This window comes from Paenarthrobacter sp. AT5, assembly GCF_032764245.1.
GTDB lineage: Bacteria > Actinomycetota > Actinomycetes > Actinomycetales > Micrococcaceae > Arthrobacter > Arthrobacter ureafaciens.
The window spans coordinates 2,634,590-2,653,133 of sequence record NZ_CP136441.1; the positions used below are offsets into that span (position 1 = coordinate 2,634,590).

Annotated in this window: 15 protein-coding genes; 5 read left to right on the forward strand and 10 right to left on the reverse strand. The window is 62.9% G+C overall.

What is annotated here, in order from left to right; translation table 11 throughout:
• Positions 1-3: 3 nt before the first annotated feature.
• Positions 4-1,467: a dipeptidase gene (locus RI444_RS12115; RefSeq protein ID WP_021470551.1), complete on the reverse strand. Its 1,464-nt coding sequence runs from the start codon at positions 1,465-1,467 to the stop codon at positions 4-6.
• A 73-nt stretch (positions 1,468-1,540) separates the two neighbouring features.
• On the opposite strand from RI444_RS12115, the gene RI444_RS12120 reads away from it, so the two are divergent.
• Positions 1,541-2,134 (forward strand): DUF3043 domain-containing protein, encoded by a 594-nt coding sequence (locus RI444_RS12120; RefSeq protein ID WP_021470552.1) that lies wholly within the window; start codon positions 1,541-1,543, stop codon positions 2,132-2,134.
• A 97-nt stretch (positions 2,135-2,231) separates the two neighbouring features.
• Here RI444_RS12120 and RI444_RS12125 read toward each other — a convergent pair whose 3' ends face one another.
• Positions 2,232-3,311, reverse strand: coding sequence for a quinone-dependent dihydroorotate dehydrogenase (locus RI444_RS12125; protein ID WP_021470553.1), 1,080 nt, complete (start codon positions 3,309-3,311; stop codon positions 2,232-2,234).
• Between the two features lie 66 nt (positions 3,312-3,377).
• Between RI444_RS12125 and RI444_RS12130 the strand changes: the two genes are divergently transcribed.
• From RI444_RS12130 to RI444_RS12140, 3 genes are read left to right on the forward strand one after another with little or no spacing between them, the layout of a single operon-like run.
• Positions 3,378-5,054, forward strand: a complete 1,677-nt coding sequence (locus RI444_RS12130; RefSeq protein ID WP_207604583.1) for an FAD-binding dehydrogenase — start codon at positions 3,378-3,380, stop codon at positions 5,052-5,054.
• A gap of 9 nt (positions 5,055-5,063) precedes the next feature.
• Positions 5,064-6,080 (forward strand): alpha/beta hydrolase, encoded by a 1,017-nt coding sequence (locus tag RI444_RS12135; RefSeq protein ID WP_207604582.1) that lies wholly within the window; start codon positions 5,064-5,066, stop codon positions 6,078-6,080.
• Complete coding sequence (locus RI444_RS12140) at positions 6,077-7,150, forward strand: alpha/beta hydrolase (RefSeq protein WP_207604581.1); 1,074 nt, start codon at positions 6,077-6,079, stop codon at positions 7,148-7,150. The genes RI444_RS12135 and RI444_RS12140 overlap by 4 nt, the downstream gene beginning before the upstream one ends.
• Positions 7,151-7,211: 61 nt before the next feature.
• On the opposite strand, the gene RI444_RS12145 is transcribed toward RI444_RS12140, so the two are convergent.
• The 3 genes from RI444_RS12145 to leuA form a co-directional block, all read right to left on the reverse strand.
• Entirely contained in the window at positions 7,212-8,033 is an 822-nt protein-coding gene (locus tag RI444_RS12145) for an isoprenyl transferase (RefSeq protein WP_021470557.1), read from the reverse strand.
• A 2-nt stretch (positions 8,034-8,035) separates the two neighbouring features.
• Positions 8,036-8,791, reverse strand: coding sequence for a DNA repair protein RecO (recO, locus tag RI444_RS12150; RefSeq protein WP_021470558.1), 756 nt, complete (start codon positions 8,789-8,791; stop codon positions 8,036-8,038).
• Between the two features lie 85 nt (positions 8,792-8,876).
• On the reverse strand, positions 8,877-10,616 hold the full coding sequence (gene leuA / locus RI444_RS12155; RefSeq protein ID WP_021470559.1) for a 2-isopropylmalate synthase: 1,740 nt from the start codon (positions 10,614-10,616) through the stop codon (positions 8,877-8,879).
• Positions 10,617-10,868: 252 nt separating this feature from the next.
• Here leuA and RI444_RS12160 point away from each other — a divergent pair, with 252 nt between their 5' ends.
• The gene (locus RI444_RS12160; protein ID WP_031215961.1) at positions 10,869-12,821 is read left to right on the forward strand and encodes a M13 family metallopeptidase; all 1,953 of its coding nucleotides are present in this window, start codon (positions 10,869-10,871) and stop codon (positions 12,819-12,821) included.
• 65 nt (positions 12,822-12,886) lie between these two features.
• Here RI444_RS12160 and RI444_RS12165 read toward each other — a convergent pair whose 3' ends face one another.
• From RI444_RS12165 to RI444_RS12185, 5 genes are all read right to left on the reverse strand, one after another.
• The gene (locus tag RI444_RS12165) at positions 12,887-14,443 is read right to left on the reverse strand and encodes an LCP family protein (RefSeq protein ID WP_043427706.1); all 1,557 of its coding nucleotides are present in this window, start codon (positions 14,441-14,443) and stop codon (positions 12,887-12,889) included.
• A gap of 103 nt (positions 14,444-14,546) precedes the next feature.
• A complete protein-coding gene (era, locus tag RI444_RS12170; RefSeq protein ID WP_021470562.1) occupies positions 14,547-15,509 on the reverse strand; it encodes a GTPase Era in 963 nt (320 codons plus the stop codon).
• On the reverse strand, positions 15,493-16,824 hold the full coding sequence (locus RI444_RS12175; protein WP_207604580.1) for a hemolysin family protein: 1,332 nt from the start codon (positions 16,822-16,824) through the stop codon (positions 15,493-15,495). The genes era and RI444_RS12175 overlap by 17 nt, the downstream gene beginning before the upstream one ends.
• Positions 16,821-17,294 carry an rRNA maturation RNase YbeY gene (gene ybeY, locus RI444_RS12180; RefSeq protein WP_021470564.1) on the reverse strand — a complete coding sequence of 158 codons (474 nt, stop codon included), beginning with the start codon at positions 17,292-17,294 and terminating at the stop codon, positions 16,821-16,823. The genes RI444_RS12175 and ybeY overlap by 4 nt, the downstream gene beginning before the upstream one ends.
• Positions 17,291-18,376 (reverse strand): PhoH family protein, encoded by a 1,086-nt coding sequence (locus RI444_RS12185; protein WP_021470565.1) that lies wholly within the window; start codon positions 18,374-18,376, stop codon positions 17,291-17,293. Before RI444_RS12185 ends, ybeY begins: the two co-directional genes overlap by 4 nt.
• Positions 18,377-18,544: the final 168 nt, after the last annotated feature.

Consider the following 18,544-nt stretch of genomic DNA (forward strand, 5'->3'; position numbering starts at 1 on the left):
CGGCTAGGACCCCAGGCCTTCGACATTCAGGCGTGCAAGCATCAGGGCCTCGGCCAGCACTGCATGGCGGAAGTCCTCAATGTGGAGGGACTCATTGGCGCTGTGGGCCCGCGAATCCGGGTCCTCCACGCCTGTCACCAGGATCTGCACCTCGGGATATACCTCCATCAAGTCGGCGATGAAGGGTATGGACCCGCCAATGCCCATCTCCACGGGCTTGACACCCCACGACTCACCCAACGCCCACAGGGCTACCTGGGCCGCAGCAGAGCCTGTATCCGTTGAGAAGGCGTTGCCCCGCTCCCCCGGGGTGAAAGTGACCTTGGCACCGAAGGGAGCATTGGCTTCAAGGTGGGCCTTCAAAGCCTCCATGGCATCGTCGGGGTCCTGGCCCGGTGCGAGCCGCATACTGAATTTGGCCCGGGCTGCCGGGATGAGGGTGTTGGAGGCCACATCCACAGCCGGAACATCCATGCCAATGATGGAGAGCGCGGGTTTCGTCCACAGCCGGGAAGCCAGGGTCCCGCTGCCGGCGAGCCGAACGCCGTCGAGCACTGAAGCGTCAGCCCGGTAGTCCTCTTCGGTGAGGTCCACTTTCACGTCGTCCTTGGCTACAAGTCCGGCAACGGCCACAGTGCCGTCGTCGTCATGGAGGGTAGCGATAAGCCTGGCAAGAAGGGTTGGCGCGTCCAGGACGGGACCGCCGAACATTCCCGAGTGCACGGCGTGCTCCAGGACCCGCACTTCGAACGTACCGTCGACGAGGCCGCGGAGGCTGGTGGTCAGTGCCGGGACGCCTACTTTCCAGTTGCTGGAGTCTGCAACCACAATCACATCGGCACGCAGGAGTTCGCGGTGTTCTTCCAGGAACGTCCGGAAGGTGGGCGAACCGGCTTCTTCCTCTCCTTCGAAGAAGAAGGTCACGCCCAGGCCGAACTCATCGCCGAGGACCTTTACTGCAGCTGCATACGCAGCCAAATGGGCCATGATGCCGGCCTTGTCATCCGCCGCTCCCCTGCCGTAAAGGCGTCCGTCACGCTCCTCAGCGACAAACGGTTCCGAATTCCACAGTGCGCGGTCTCCCGGCGGCTGGACATCGTGGTGCGCGTACAGCAGGATGGTGGGCTTGCCGTCCCGGGCTTCGCGACGGGCGACGACGGCGGGACCCCCGTTGGTGCCATCGGCCTTGGCCGACCGCAGGATGCGGACGTCCTGCATACCCGCAGCGCGGACCATGGCCGCAACTGCCTCTGCGCTCCGGTCCAGTTCGGCGGGATCGAAGCTGGCCCAGGCAATTCCGGGGATGGCTACGAGTTCCTTAAGTGATGAGATTGTTGCGTCAAAGGCGGCGTTGACGGCCTCGGACAATGCGTGGCCGTCCACTCCGTCGACTGCCGGGGAAGCGACCCCGGTGTGGCCTGCGTTCCCTTGCTGGTTCTGCGGGATCTCCGCGTGTGCTGAAGTCATGCTGCTCACCTTACCGCCGGGGCCTTGCGGCCAACGTAACCTGCGCCACCTGCCCGCGCTGTATTCTTGAGTGGTGTTCGGACGCAAAAAGGAAGAGCCCAGCGCTCAATCAGTAGTAGACCAGGCCCACGCCGCCTCCACGGAGCCGGTTGTCGGAAAGGGCGCCCCTACGCCCAAGCGGAAAGTCCAGGAGGCCGCCCGCAAGCGCCCTCTGGTACCCACCGACCGCAAGGCTTCCAAGGAAGCCGAGCGTGTGGCGATTCAGGACCAGCGCCAAAAGATGCGCCAGGCATTGGACACCGGCGACGAGAAGTACCTGCCGCTGCGGGACAAGGGACCGCAGAAGCGCTTTGTCCGGGACTACGTCGATGCCCGCTTCACGCTGGGCGAGTACCTGATGTTCGGTGCCCTGCTGTTCGTAGTGGTCTCCCTGGTGGTGCCGACCAACAGTGCGCAGATCACCTATGTCCTGGTGGGCTTCTGGATCATGTTCCTGGCCGTGTTCGTTGACGTCTTTATTCTTTCCCGCCAACTCCGCAAGCGCCTGATGGCCAAGTTCGGCGAGGTGGAGCGTGGCAGTGTCTGGTATGGGTGCATGCGCGCACTCCAGTTCCGCAAACTGCGCCTGCCCAAACCGCAGGTCAAGCGCGGACAGTACCCTTCCTAGCGGACCGCCATTAAGACGTGGCCCCGGACCCTGGCAATCAGCCAATGGTCCGGGGCCTTTTCCTTGCCCTGAATTGCTTGCCCAGAAGCCGCCGGTCTTAGTGGGAGGCCCGCTTGCGGAGCTTTGCGAGATCCCTGTTGATACGGGCAGCCCAGAACGGTCCTTCGTAGAGGAAAGCTGTGTAACCCTGGACCAGCGTCGCTCCGGCGTCAAGACGTTCCTGCACGTCGTTTGCCGTCTGCACGCCGCCGACGGCAATGAGGACAATCTGGTCCCCCACCGCCTTTTTCAAGCGCCGCAAGACCTGAAGGGACCGCTGCTTCAGGGGGGCTCCGGATAGACCGCCGGCGCCAAGTGCCGCGACCTTTTCCGGATCACTGACCAGGCCTTCCCGCCCGATGGTGGTGTTGGTGGCGATGATGCCGTCAAGCTTGAGGTCAAGCGCCAGCCGTGCGACGTCGTCGATGTCTTCATCACTGAGGTCGGGAGCGATCTTGACCAACAGCGGAACGTGCCTGCCGGCGGCCTCGTCCGCGGCATCGCCGACGGCCCTGAGCAAAGGACGAAGGGTCTCCACGTTCTGGAGCAACCGCAGGCCCGGAGTATTGGGCGAGCTGACATTGACCACCAGGTAATCCGCGGCTGGTGCGAGGCTGCGTGCGCTGATCAAGTAGTCCTCGGTAGCGTCGTCCAGTTCCACCACCTTGGTCTTGCCGATGTTGACCCCGATCACCGGCCGGACGCCTGCGTGTACCCGCTGCAGGGCTGCCCGCGCGGACTTGAGCCTGGGGGCCACGGCGGCGGCACCGTCGTTGTTGAAGCCCATCCGGTTGATGACCGCTTTGTCCTCAATCAAACGGAATAGCCGCGGCTTCTCGTTTCCCGGCTGCGCCTGCCCCGTGATGGTGCCCACCTCGATGTGTCCGAACCCAAGCTCGGCGAGAGCCTCAATGCCATGGCCCTCTTTGTCGAAACCTGCAGCGAGGCCGAAGGGCGAGGGAAACGTCAGACCCAGCGCCTGAGTGCGGAGGGAGGGATCCGGAGCAGTCAGCTTGGCCAGGATCCGCCCTGCTCCGGTACGGTGCGCCGTCCGGATGGCAGTGAAGCCGATCTTGTGTGCTTTCTCGGCATCCATCCAGGAGAAGGCGAGCTTGAAGAAGGTGGGGTAAACACGCATGTTCCTAGTTTTCCGGTTTCCGCACTGCTCGCCAAACCCATGACCTGCCGGGGCTAGCATGTAGCCATGCCGGTACAGGGAAGCAGCGCACACCAGAATGGGCGGTTCACCGCTGACGTGGTGGTGGTCGGCGCCGGCCTTTCGGGGCTCGTGGCCGCCGCTACCGCCTATGCCGCAGGTAAACGGGTGGCAATTTTCGACCAGGAGCCGGCCGCTTCGCTGGGCGGCCAGGCACCCTGGTCCTTTGGCGGACTCTTCATGGTCGACACGCCGGAACAACGCCGCCTCGGCGTACGGGACAGTACCGAACTCGCCCTCGGCGACTGGATGGCGTCAGCCGCCTTCGACCGGCCCGAAGATGCCATGGCCCGTCAGTGGGCAGCCGCCTATGTGGACTTCGCCTCCGGTGAAAAACGCTCATGGCTCCGGAGCCTGGGCGTCGGCTTCTTTCCGCTCGTTCAGTGGGCTGAACGTGGCGGGTACGGGCCACAAGGGCATGGAAACTCCGTTCCGAGGTTCCATGTCGCGTGGGGTACCGGGCCCGCCGTCGTCGAGCCTTTCGCGGCCAAGGTGCGTGAAGGCGTGGGAAAGGGCAGGGTGTCACTTAACTTCCGGCACCGGGCCACGGCCCTCCTGACGTCGTCGGGCAGCGTCACCGGAGTCTGCGGTGACGTTTTGGAACCTACGACGGCGGTCCGCGGCCAGCGTTCGACGCGTACCGTCGTCGGGCACTTCGAGGCCGAGGCGGGCGCGACCGTGGTGACCACCGGGGGCATAGGCGGCAATCACGAGGCCGTCCGCCGGCAGTGGCCGGGCACCCCGCCGAGGGAAATGCTCAGTGGCGTGCCTGCCTCCGTTGACGGGGAGTTCCTGGATGTCGTACAGCGCGTTGGCGCTTCGCTGATCAACGGCGACCGGATGTGGCACTACCCCGAAGGCATTCACAACTACGATCCCGTCTGGCCAAAGCATGGCATCCGCATCCTTCCCGGTCCTTCATCCCTATGGTTGGACGCCCGCGGAAGGCAACTGCCCGCTCCGCTGTTCCCGGGTTTCGATTCCCAAGGGGCATTACGGCATATCGTGTCCACGGGACACGGGTACTCGTGGTTCGTCTTGAACCGGACCATCGCGCTCAAGGAGCTGGCTCTCTCAGGCTCGGAGCAAAACCCCGACCTGACGGGCAAGGACGTCAGGCTGCTGCTGACCCGCTTGAAGCCCCGGGGCGATACGCCTATTGAGCGCTTCCTTGAGCGCGGTGCAGACTTTGTCCAGGCCGCGTCCGTAGCTGAATTGGCTGGACGGATGAACGACTTGGCGGGCTCCGGACTCATCAATGCCGACTCTCTTGGCCGGATTGTGCTGGCAAGGGACCGGCAGGTGGAAAGCGGCCTGGGCAAAGACCCGCAGCTGGCCGCCATTCACGCCGCCCGCAGATTCTCCGTGGACAGGCTCATGAGGGTGACTCCCCCACACCGCCTGGCGGACCCCGCGCACGGTCCGCTCATTGCCGTCCGCCTCTCGGTCGTTATCCGAAAGAGCCTCGGCGGACTCCAAACGGATCTTCGCTCACGGGTGCTCAATGACGGGGGCCAGGCGATCGACGGTCTTTACGCAGCAGGCGAAGCCGCCGGCTTCGGCGGAGGCGGAATACATGGTTACCGCGCCTTGGAAGGAACGTTCCTCGGCGGCTGCCTGTTCAGCGGCCGGGCTGCCGCGCGGGACGCAGCCCTGAATGTCTAAGCTGAAGCCATGGAATGGGCTACAGACATCCTCGGCGCGGACTTCCAGTCCTGCACCATAGAAACATCCGGAGCCGACGGCACCATGCGTCGCGCCACCGTAGTTCGATACCGCCCGGACTCCCTCGCGGCAGGAACCGGGAAACCGCGCACCGTGCACGGCGCAGTGCTCTTCCTGCACGGCTGGAGCGACTACTTCTTCAACAAGGACCTCGCCAGGTTCTGGGCCCGCATGGGTTACGAGTTCTACGCGCTCGACATGCACAATCACGGACGCAACCTGGACGCAGCAACCACCGGCGGCTATGTCGCCGACCTTGCGGACTATGATGCCGAGATCACCATGGCCTTGGACATCATCAAGGCGGACCACACCGGCTCGGAACAGCCCGGCATTGCCCTCATGGGCCACTCCACCGGGGGCCTCGTCGCTGCCCTCTGGGCCAGCCGCCACCCCGGCAGCGTCCAGTATCTGATCCTGAACAGCCCTTGGCTGGAGATGCACGGGAACAGGTTTGGACGGCGGGCCGCCCAGGCCATGGTGACTCCATTGGCCCGGTTCCGCCCCGAGATGGTCCTCAGGCTTCCCGAACGGGGCTTCTACTTCCGGAGTATCAGCATTACCGCTGAAGGAGAGTGGCCGCTGGACGAACGGTACCGTCCACCGTTTGCGTTCCCTGTCCGGGCCGGTTGGCTGCGGGCAGTCCTCGCCGGTCATGCGAAGGTTGACCGCGGGTTGGAACTGGACATTCCCGTGTTGGTGCTGACATCGGCTGCCAGCGCGAACGGCATGGTCTGGCAGGAGTCCATGCGCCGTTCGGACGCAGTGCTCGATGTGGACGTCATTGCGGCGAGGGTCATGGCGCTGGGCCGAAGCGTGACCTTGGAAAGGGTGGAAGGCGGGCTGCACGACGTGTTCCTTTCTGCCCCCAAAGTACGGGAAGACGCCTACGCCAGGCTGGCACGCTGGATCCACGGTTACATGGAAACCGGCCCGTTGGGAACTCAGGAGAAGGAAGACACATGACTACCACGGGGGAAGCTGTTGCGACGTGGCAGCCGGACTTTTTGGGCAACGGATACGAACGCCTCGATCTTCCTTTGACGCCGGACGAGGAGGGCGAGGTCAAAGCCACGCTCGTCCGGCATCATCCTGCGCCCGCTTCCCCGGCCCCGCACGGCCTCCTGGACTATTTGTCCGCATTCGCCAAGCGTCGCCGCCGCCACGTTCCTGCCGACCCGTCCGGAGCACCACGGGCCGTTCTTTATCTGCACGGCTGGGCGGACTATTTCCTGCAGACTGAGCTCGCCGAGTACCTCACAGCTTCCGGCTTCCACTTCTATGCAGTGGACCTCCGCAAGTTCGGGCGCAGCCTTCTACCCGGGCAGACTCCTGGATACACAGCTGACCTTGCCGTCTACGACGAAGACCTGGACGTTGCGTTGGCGGCCATTGAACGCGACATAGCCGAGCGCACCGGAGACACGGCGCCACCAACCATCCATGTGTTGGCCCACAGCCTGGGCGGCCTCATAGCTTCCCTGTGGGCGGACCGTAATCCCGGACGGATCGGCACATTGGTACTGAACTCCCCGTGGCTGGAACTGCAGGGCAGCAGCCTGGTCCGCAGCGTGGCCGTGCATCTCATCGAGCCTTTTGCACGCACTGACCCCAAGCGCCCCTTCCGGTTTCCGGACATGCCAGCCTATTGGGAAAGTGTCAGCAGCGAAGCCCATGGTGAGTGGTCACTCGATCCCGTGTGGCGGCCACGAACGTCATTCCCCATCCGCGCCGGCTGGACCAAGGCAGTCCTGGCGGGCCACAGCGCTGTTGAACGCAAACTCAACATCGACTCACCCGTCCTGGTGCTGCTGTCCGGGCGAACCAGGATCCAGGCCGAATGGACAGCAGACCTCATGCGGGCAGACGCGGTGATCGATGTTGAAGAGACGGCCAGACGCGCGTTGGGGCTGGGCCGTCGAACCGCGGTCTTCCGGTACCCGGGTGCGTTGCATGACGTGTTCCTCTCCCGCAGGAGCGTACGGGAACAGGCCTACCGGGACGTAGCGGTGTGGCTTCAGTCCTACCCCTACTAAGGCCCGACGGCGTTTGGGCCCGACGGCGACATGAGGACTCCGCGGAAGAAGCACGCCTGCGCTATTTAGCCCCAGGTGCCGCGTCCACCGCTCCCCCGTAGCGCCGGTCGCGCTTGGCATAGATTTCGACGGCGTCCCACAGCGTGCGCCGGTCAACATCGGGCCAAAGGGTATCCAAGAAAACAAACTCGGCATAAGCGGACTGCCACAAGAGGAAATTCGAAAGGCGCTGCTCACCTGAGCTGCGCAGGAAGAGGTCCACATCCGGGAGATCGGGTTCATCCAAGTACTTCTGGATGGTCCGCTCATTCACGGATCCCGGCTTGAGCACGCCGGACGCAACATCGTGTGCGATGGCCGAGACGGCGTCCGCGATTTCCGCGCGGCCACCGTAATTAACACACATGGTCAACGTGCAGGTGTCGTTGGCGCGGGTGTACTCCTCGGCCTCTTCAAGCTCCCGGATCACCGAGCCCCACAGCTTGGGCCGGCGACCCGCCCAGCGGATCCGCACACCCCATTCGTCCAGTTGGTTCCGCTGCCGGCGCAGCACGTCCTTGTTAAAACCCATGAGGAAGCGAACTTCCTCCGGTGACCTCCGCCAGTTCTCCGTCGAAAAAGCGTAGACACTCACATACTTGATTCCGAGCTCGATGGCTCCGGCCATGACATCCAACAGGGCCGGCTCGCCGGCTTTGTGTCCTTCGATGCGGGGCAGGCCCCGCTGGTTGGCCCACCGGCCGTTGCCGTCCATGACGATCGCCACGTGCTGTGGGATGAGTTCCCGGGGGATATCGGGAGGGAGCGCGCCGGAAGGATGCTTGTACGGGGGAACCACAGGCGCGGTCCGTGCTGCAATCCTGCTTTTCTTTCCAAGTGCCACTGTCAGCTTCGCTCCACGTGTTTGAGGGATTTAACGGCACGCTCCAGATGCCATTGCAGGTAACTGGCCACCAACCCGGCGGCCTCCCGGCGATGCCGCAGATCCGATTCATCGGCAACAGCCCAGTCTCCGGTCAGGAGGGCCGCCAGCAACACCACAGTCTCCGGTGCCGGCGCCGGCGAACCCGGCGGACGACAGTCTCCGCACACCATGCCGCCCAAAGGTGCTGAGAAAGCCGTGTGCGGGCCGGGCCTGCCGCAGCGGGAGCAATCGGTAAAGCTCGGCGCCCATCCGCCCGTGGCCAGGGCCCGCAAAAGGTATGAATCCAGGATCAATTCCGGCGGATGATCCGATCGGCTCAACGCCGCCAGGGCGCCCACCAGCAGGTTGTATTGGGCCGTGCCGGACTCAGCGTCGGCGTCGGTCAGCTTTTCCGCGGTCTCCGTCATGGCTGCTGCCACGGTAAAGCGGCTGTAGTCGGCGGCAATACTGCTTCCGTAAGCGCCCTTCGCCACTGCCTGTGTCACGATGTCCAGGGTCCGGCCGGAGACCAGTTGCAGGTCTGCCACCATGAACGGTTCCAAGCGTGCGCCGAACCGGCTGCTTGTCCTGCGGACGCCCTTGGCAACGGCACGGACTTGTCCGTGGTGTTTGGTCAGCAAGGTGATGATGCGATCAGCCTCACCGAGCTTATGGGTGCGGAGCACCACGGCATCGTCCCGGTAGGAACGGGCTGCAAACGAGGACTGATTGGCCACACCCTATCTTCGCACCGACACGGCTGCGGGGAGACCACCGGGCCGTGCAGCGGATGTATTTCCGATCACTGCACGGCCCCGGAGACTAGGCTTGCGCGTCCCGGACGGCCCTGTTGACAGCCGAAATCAAGGCCTTCAGGGATGACGTGGTGGTGCTGGGATCGATACCGACGCCCCACAGCACCCGATCCCCCACGGCGCATTCAACATAAGCCGCGGCACTGGCGCTGCCGCCCTCGGACAGTGCGTGTTCGCTGTAGTCCAGGACGCGCACGTCAACGCCGTCCTGGTGCAGGATGTCCAGCAAGGCCGCGATCGGACCGTTGCCGTGCCCGGTGCGGCGGACCTCGGCGCCTTCGATGCGGAGGTTAGCAGTCATGGTCATGGCGCCGGACTCGTCTGTCTCCGTGCTGACGCTGCCCAGGGAATAACGGCCCCACTGTGCCTGCTCCTCTTCCGAGGGCAGGTATTCGTCCTGGAAAATCTGCCAGAGCTGGGCTCCGCTGACTTCTCCGCCCACAGCATCCGTCCGGCGTTGGATGACGCCGGAGAATTCGATCTGTGCCCGGCGCGGCAGGTCGAGGTTGTGCTCATTTTTCAGCAGGTAGGCCACGCCTCCCTTGCCCGACTGGGAGTTGACCCTGATGACGGCTTCGTAGCTGCGGCCCAGGTCCTTGGGATCGATGGGCAGGTACGGTACCTGCCATGTGAAGTCACTGACGGGCACACCGGCTGCCGCGGCGTCCTTCTCCAGCGCCTCGAAGCCCTTCTTGATGGCGTCCTGGTGCGACCCGGAGAAGGCCGTGAACACGAGGTCTCCGCCGTAGGGAGAACGCTCCGGCACGGGCAGCTGGTTGCAGTACTCCACCGTCCGGCGGACCTCATCGATGTCCGAGAAATCGATCATGGGATCGACTCCCTGGACGAACATGTTCAGGCCCAGGGTCACCAGGTCCACGTTGCCGGTCCGCTCACCGTTGCCAAAGAGGCAACCCTCAATCCGGTCTGCTCCGGCCAAGTAACCGAGTTCCGCCGCAGCTACGCCGGTGCCGCGGTCGTTGTGCGGGTGCAGGGAGATAATGATGCCTTCGCGCGGGTGGAGGTTCCTGTCCATCCATTCAATGGAGTCCGCGTAGACGTTGGGGGTGGCCATCTCCACCGTCGCGGGCAGGTTAATGATGACCTGCTTGTCGGAGGATGCCTCAAAGACATCGGCGACGGCGTTGCACACACGCGCGGCGTACTCGAGTTCGGTTCCGGTGAAGGACTCCGGCGAATACTCGTAAGTGATGTGGGTATCGGTGAGGGTTTCCTCATACTTCTTGCACAACCGCGCGCCTTGGAGGGCGATGTCCAGGATTCCGTCCTCATCCTGGTTGAAGACCACCCTGCGCTGCAGGACCGACGTCGAGTTGTAGAGGTGGACGATCGCTTGCTTTGCGCCTACCAAAGACTCATACGTGCGTTCGATCAGGTGTTCGCGTGCCTGGGTCAGGACCTGGATGGTGACGTCATCCGGGATATGGCCGCCCTCGATCAGCTGACGGACAAAATCGAAGTCTGTCTGCGAAGCTGACGGGAAACCGACCTCGATCTCCTTGAAGCCCATCTTCACCAGCAGCTGGAACATCTTCAGCTTGCGTGCGGGGCTCATGGGATCGATCAGCGCCTGGTTGCCGTCACGGAGGTCTACTGCACACCAACGCGGGGCCTTGGTGATGACCTTGTCCGGCCACGTGCGGTCGGGAACCTCAACCTTGATTTGGTCCTGGAACGGAATGTAGCGGTGGACGGGCATTCCGGACGGCTTTTGTGCATTACGCATGACGTGTGGCCTTTTCTTTCTGTAAGAACTAAGTGAAAGCTTAGCCGGGCACAACGAAACTCCGCGGCGAGGATGGCCCAGCTTTCAGTTAGCTTTCAGGCCTCGCCGCGGCAGCTAAGAAGAAGCATTTCCGCACGCACATGATCACAGTAACACGGTGCGTATGATGACATTGCAACACCCAATGCAACGTCCACTATGCAGACGCTGCGCGGTGCAACGCCGGCAGCAGCGTCCCTTCAAGGAGCCACAGTGCCACAGTCGGGGATCACTCTTTCCAACATCGACCGCAACGTCCGGCCTCAGGACGACCTCTACCAGTTCGTCAACGGAGCCTGGCTGAACAGCACTGCCATTCCGGACGACCGGCCCTTGGAAGGTACTTTCACGTCCTTGCGCGATGAAGCCGAGTTGGCAGTCAAAGCAATTATCGAGGAAGCCGCGGCCAAAGGCGCCGGGGCTAGCGGCGTTGAACAAAAAATCGGCGGGCTCTACGCCAGCTTCATGGACGAAGCGGCAGCCGAAGCCAAAGGACTTGACCCTCTCAGGGACCGGCTCGAAGAAGTGCGTGGAGTTACATCAGTGCAGGAGTTGATGCGGCTCATCGGACGCTTGTTCCGCGCTGACGTCTCCGGACTGTTCGGGATCTATCCGGCACCCGACGCCGGCAACCCGGAGCGGATCCTGCTCTACATCGCCCAAGGCGGACTCGGGCTCCCCGACGAATCGTATTACCGCGAAGAAAAGTTCGCTCCGATCGTCAGCGCCTACAACGCCTACATCGCCAAGCTCTTCGGTTTGGCGGGCATTCCGGACGCCGGCGCTGCTGCGGACCGGATCGTGGCGCTGGAAAAGGCCATCGCATCCCACCACTGGGACAACGTCACGTTGCGCGATCCCCGGAAGACCTACAACTTGAAAACCGCCGAAGAAGCTGCGGGCCTGCTGCCGCTGCTGGATGACTGGTTCGAAGCTGCCCGCATCGACGCGGCCAAGCGCAGCGAAATCGTAGTCAGCACCCCGGACTTCTTCACCGGCGCTGCGGCTTTGTTGGAGTCCGAAGACCTCAGCACGTGGAAGGAATGGTTGACGCTGCGTGTGCTTTCCTCCGCAGCGCCCTACCTTTCAGCAGACTTCGTTGACACCAACTTCGACTTCTACGGGACAACGTTGAGCGGTACGCCCCAAAACAAGGAGCGCTGGAAGCGCGGCGTGGCCGTCGTGGAAGCCGCGCTCGGCGAGGCTGTAGGCCAGATCTACGTGGAGCGCCACTTCCCGGCGGGCCACAAAGCGCGGATGCAGACCCTCGTAGCAAACCTCATCGAGGCCTACCGGCAAAGCATCACCTCGTTGGAGTGGATGGGTGAGGCTACCAAGGCTGAAGCCCTCAAGAAGCTGGATGCTTTCCGTCCCAAGATCGGTTTTCCGGAAAAGTGGATCGACTACTCTTCGGTCGAGATCGATCCCAACGACCTCCTCGGCAACGTGGAGCGTGCGCATGACGCCGACGTCGAGCGGCACCTTGACGAGGTGGGCAAGCCCGTCGACTTGGACAAGTGGCTCATGACCCCCCAGACCGTCAACGCCTATTACCACCCCATGCTGAACGAGATCGTCTTCCCGGCAGCCATCCTGCAGCCTCCGTTCTTCAACGCCGAGGCCGACGATGCCGTCAACTACGGCGGCATCGGCGCCGTCATCGGTCACGAAATAGGCCATGGTTTCGACGACCAGGGCTCTCAGTTCGACGGCAGCGGGGCGCTGCGCAACTGGTGGACCGAAGAGGACCGCGCAGCATTCGAGACCCGCACGGCCAAGCTCGTGGCGCAGTACGACGCACTCTCCCCCTATGCCGCGCCCGGCCACACAGTGAACGGCAAGCTGACCCTCGGCGAGAACATCGGCGACCTTGGAGGTCTGACGATCGCGTACAAGGCATATCAGCTGAGCCTTGACGGGGCGGAGCCGGAGGTCATCGATGGCTTCACAGGCCAGCAGCGGTTCTTTATGTCCTGGGCAGCGGGCTGGCGCCAGGTCATCAGGGCCGAAGAAGCGATCCGCAGGCTCGCCACGGACCCCCACTCCCCCAACGAATTCCGTACCAACGCCATTGCCCGTAACCTCGACGCTTTCCACGAGGCATTCGCAGTGACGGAACAGGACAGGATGTGGATGGACCCGGCCGAGCGTGTCAGCATCTGGTAAGGACGTCCAACAAAATCGGCCGGGCCCTCGTGGGCCCGGCCGATTTTGTTGACGAAAGAATTTGCCTATTGGGTGATGTACAGCGGGTTGACCTGCTGGCAGACCGCATCGCTGGCCGTCTGGTTGACGACGTCGTCGGGGACCGAGGCCGCACCGTAGGCGGTTCCCGTGCCAAAGTCCGTACCGATGTACAGTTGGACTCCGGTCACGCCCGGCGCCTGTTGGACCTGCGTGGCCGGGATCCCGAACAAAGTAGCGACATCGGTGGCGACATCAGCGAATTCGGGACCGTAATAGACCACGGTCTGATCAACGGGGTTGGCCAAGTAGGAGACGGACTGGGCAAAACCGTTGCTGGTCAGGACTCCGAGGATCTCCTGCGCCCTTGTGCCGATCCCGCTGCCGTTGGCGACGGCTACGGGCTGGAGCGCCTTATCGTACGCGGGTGGGGCAGGAGGTGCACTGGTGGGAGCGGCCGTCGGGTCACCGGGCGCAGGCGTGGCGGTGGCCCCTGGATTCGTCAGGTCCAGATCGGCGCGCAGCGCTGCAAACAGCTGCGACGCCTGCGGCTCCACCAATTCAAGCCTGTTAGGATCGATGGCAGCGGCCTGAGTGGGCACCGAAACGAAAGCCACCTTGGAAACGTCGATGTCCTTGAGCCTCCCGCCGATGGTCAGGAGGGTAGGCACGGATGCCAGACCCTCATCAACGGTCAGGTTCTGCGTCACAACGTCCGCAATCTGGAGAAGGCGCTGGGGGTTGCCAAGGGTTCCCTCGTCCTTCAACTTTCGGGTCAGGGAGGAAAGGAACGCCTGCTGGCCCTTGATACGGCCCAGGTCTCCACCGTCTCCAAAAGCGTGGCGGGTACGGAGGAATGCCAGCGCCTGCTCGCCCTCCACCTGGGAATTTCCCTTGGCCAGCCGCAGGCCGGAGTCGGGGTCGAAGACCGGATCGCTGACGCAGACATCCACCCCGCCGATTGCCTTGGAAAGTTCCTTCACAGCATTGAAATCCGCCATCATGAAGTGGTCCACGGTGAGGCCCGTGAGTTTGTTGATGGTGTCCACTGCGCAGCCGATGCCGGCTTCGGCCATGGCCTCATTGATCATGACGCCACTGCGCGCCGGGAACGTCTGGTTGGTGGTGCGATCAGTGCATTGCGGCACGTCCACCAGCAGGTCGCGGGGGAAACTCATGACGCTGACCCGCTTATTGTCGGCCGAAATGTCCAGCAGCATCATCACGTCGGAGTGGCCGTACCCTGTTGAGTCCTCGGATGAGCCGTATTGGGAGTTCTTGCCATCGCGGGTATCCGAGCCGAGGATCAGGATCTGCAGCCGGTCCGATTTGTCGTTGACCACGGCCTCACCGGTGTCCCGGGAATCCCCTGCGCTCAAGGGCGCTTTGGTGATGTTGTTCTGCAACCGGATGAACCAGAAAGCGGCGAAGGCAACTCCGGCGACGAGGGCCACTGAGACGACACCCGTGACAATCTTCAGCCACAGCGGCAGCCCTTTGGGCGCGTTCATGTGGCGGGGAGTCCCTTCGGGGTCTCCCCCGTGACGCGCCTCACCGGGTGCAGCGGTGCCGGTGCCCTGGGGCCGGGCTTCACGACGTCGCACTATTCGGTTACCTTTCCTCAAACGCTCGAATTCCCGCAATCATAATGGCCGATTCTGGGAAGTTCCTTATCCTGCCTTCGGCCACGCCGACGCGGGCACAGGCTCAGAAGCCAAGCTTCACCAGCTGTTTCGGATCACGCTGCCAGTCCTTGGCCACCTTGACGTGCAGATCGAGGTAGATCCTGGTGCCCAGCAAGGTTTCGATCCCCTTGCGCGCATTGGTTCCGACCTCCCGCAGGCGGCTGCCGCCCTTGCCGATGATGATGGCCTTCTGGGACGGCCTTTCCACGTAAAGATTGACCCTGACATCGAGGAGGGGGTTCTCTTCGGTCCGCCCTTCGCGGGGAACGATCTCTTCCACCACCACTGCCAGTGAGTGGGGTAGTTCATCCCGCACCCCCTCCAGCGCGGCCTCGCGGATAAGTTCGGCGATCATGACCGCTTCCGGTTCGTCCGTGAGTTCGCCGTCCGGGTACAACGGAGGCGACGGCGGCATGTGGCTGATCAGGACGTCGGCAACAGTGGTGACCTGGAAACCGTCAGCCGCCGATACGGGAACGATGTCCGCCCAGCCCTGCTCTCCCAGCACCTCGCGGCCGAGTGCATCGACCGCCATCAGCTGCTCAGTGAGGGCCTTGCGGTCCACGAGGTCGGTCTTGGTGACGATCGCGACGATCGGTTTACGTCCGACGGCGGCCAGTTGCGCGGCGATGTATTTGTCACCGGGGCCGATTTTCTCGTTGGCGGGGAGGCAGAACCCGATCGCGTCCACCTCGGCGAGGGTGTCGGCCACGAGCTCGTTGAGGCGTTTGCCGAGCAGGGTCCTGGGGCGGTGCAGTCCCGGGGTGTCCACGAGGATCAACTGTGCGTCTTCCCGGTGGACGATACCGCGGATGGTGTGGCGCGTCGTCTGTGGTTTGGCGGAGGTGATCGCGACCTTCTGCCCCACCAAGGCGTTCGTCAGGGTTGATTTGCCTGCGTTGGGCCTGCCAACAAGGACGGAAAATCCTGCGTGGAAGCCGCCGAAGGCATCCTCGGCGTCGCGGTTCTTACTTTGCTTGCTCACGTGGAACTCCCTGTTGCGTTGTATCTGATTCGTCAAGAAGGTCTTCAAGGTCAGTTTCTTCTTTTGGCATCGCCGCCGCAATGATGTGGCTTACCCGGTTTCGCCGACCCTCAAGCCTATCGGCGCGCAGCGAGACGCCGTCCACTTCCACGGAACTACCCACAATAGGGACTTGTCCGAGGGCCTTGGCCAGCAGGCCGCCCACCGTATCGACTTCGTCATCGTCAAGGTCGATGTCGAACAGTTCGCCAAGATCGTCAATGCTCATCCGGGCGCTCACACGGTATGTTCCATCGCCCAGGTCAACCGCCTCTTCCGCGGCTGCATCGTACTCGTCCACGATTTCCCCGACGATTTCTTCAATGAGGTCCTCCAGGGTGACAAGACCGGCCGTCCCTCCGTACTCGTCTATGACGATCGCGACGTGCGTCGATTCTTTCTGCAGCTCCTTGAGCAGGTCGCTGACAAGCTTGGACTCGGGAACGTAGCGGACCTCCCGGGACAAGGAGTCGACGTCGTGCGGCTGCAGTCCGGGCTCCCGCCGGTGCAGTGCGGCCGCCACGTCCTTGAGGTAGAGGATCCCCTTGATCTGGTCCGTGTTCTCGCCGATAACCGGGATACGGGAGTACCCGGACCGCAGGAACAGGGCCATTGCTTCTTCCAGGCTGGAACCCGTGGTGATGCTGACGATGTCCGTTCTGGGAACCATGACGGAACGCACCAAAGTGTCACTGAATTCGAAGACCGACTGAATCAGTTCAGCCTCATTGTCTTCGATCATGTCCGACTCGGCAGCACGGTCAACAAACTCACGGAACTCTTCCTCGCTGACGAACGCGTCATCGCCTGCGGGCGCCCCGGGAGCAACGGCACTTCCCAAGGACACCAGCCAGGCGGGAACGGGACCGAGCACCCAGCAGAGAAACCGAATGAGCGGAGCAGTGAAGCGGACGACCGGACCCGACTGCGCCCGGCCCAGTTGCCGTGGCGAAACACCCACCAGCACAAAGCCGATGACAGCCATGATGCCGGTGGCTGCCAGCCCGGCAAGCCACACGTTGTCCAACAGGCTGTGAAGCACGACGGCGACTGCAACCGCGGCTGCCATCTCGAACCAGACGCGCCAAAAACGGAGCGCCCGCATATGGGCAACAGGATTCTTCAGAATGCTCGCCAGGGCTTTGCCCTTGCTGCGGAGCACCGATTGTTCAGCTTCGTGCCTGGGCAGGAAGTTGAAGGCAGCCTCCGCTGCAGTCAGCAGGGCGACGAAACTGAGAAAAACCAGCGCCATGCCAACCAGGATGAGCGAGGTCACTGCATGGTCTCCATGGGGGCATCCTTGCCCAGGAATTCAGACAGCAGTTCACGCTGCAAGCCGAACATCTCTTCTTTTTCCTCGGGCTCGGCGTGGTCGAAGCCCAGCAGGTGGAGGATGCCGTGCGTCGTGAGCAGCAACATCTCATCCTGGGTGGCGTGGCCTGCGTTGCGGGCCTGCACTTCGGCCACCTGCGGGCAGATGGCGATATCCCCGAGCATGCCCTGCGGCGTGGGCTTGTCCGGAGTCCCCGGCGTCAGCTCATCCATCGGAACCGAGAGGACATCGGTTGCTCCGGGCTCGTCCATGAGTTCGATGTGCAGCTTTTCCATGGCAGCTTCATCCACCAAAAGGATGGACAGTTCGGCCTGCGGGTGGATATACAGGCGTTCGAAGATGAACCGGGACAGTGTTACCAGCTGTTCCTCGTCCACCTCCACGCCGGACTCGTTGTTGACTTCAATGCTCATTTGCGTTCTCCACGTTTGTGTTGTGCGCCGGCCGCTGCTGCGGGCCGGTGGGCGTCATCCCACTTGCTGTACGCGGAAACGATGTCTGCCACAAGGCGGTGCCGGACGACGTCGCCGGCCTCAAGGATCGAGAAATTGACGTCGTCGATCCCCGTGAGGATTTCCCGGACAATGCGCAGGCCGGAGGTGGCACCGAACGGCAAATCGATCTGGGTCACATCGCCGGTGACAACCATCTTCGAGCCGAACCCAAGCCTGGTGAGGAACATCTTCATCTGCTCGGGCGTGGTGTTTTGTGCCTCGTCCAAAATGATGAAGGCATCGTTCAGGGTGCGGCCACGCATGTAGGCGAGCGGGGCAACTTCAATGGTCCCTGCCGCCATGAGCCGCGGAATCGATTCAGGGTCCATCATGTCGTGCAAAGCGTCATACAACGGCCGAAGATAGGGATCGATCTTGTCGCTCAGGGTTCCGGGCAGGAAGCCGAGCCGCTCCCCCGCTTCCACCGCCGGCCGGGTCAGGATGATCCTGCTGACTTCCTTGTTCTGGAGCGCTTGCACGGCTTTCGCCATTGCCAGGTACGTCTTGCCGGTACCCGCCGGACCGATGCCGAAGATCACCGTGTTCCCGTCGATGGCGTCAACATAGTTCTTCTGGTTCAGGGTCTTGGGCCGGATGGTCCTGCCCCTGCTGGAAAGGATGTTGTGCGTCAGCACGTCCACGGGGTTCTGCACGGACTGGGACCGCAAGAGGGAAACCAGCTGCTGCAGCACGTCCGGAGTGACCACTGTTCCCTTGGCCACCAGCCCCCGGACTTCCTCCAGGAGCCGCATGATCCTCGGAATAACAGTCGAAGGCCCGGACATGGACAGCTCGTTGCCACGAACGTGGAAATTGACGTCGGGAAACTGATCCTCGATGTAGCGCAAGGCCTCATCATGGCTGCCCAGCGAGTGAATCATTTGATCGGAGTTGTCGAACGTGACGATTTCCGTGCGCGTGCCCGGTAGCGTGTGCGGGAACTCGGTGGCCGCGGCGTTTCCGTTTCCGGTCCGCAACCGCCCATTCAGGGATTCACTCATAGTGCTGGCCGTACGGCCTGATCTCCTCCGGTTGGTTCAGTCATTATCCATATGTCCGTGGTGCGCCCATCCTCACGGATGCCCGCCTGCGGGAATGCCTCCAATCCTACGCCAGCAGACCGCAGCCCGGCCCCTTTCCGTGGGGGCTTTCACAGCATCGAATCAAGG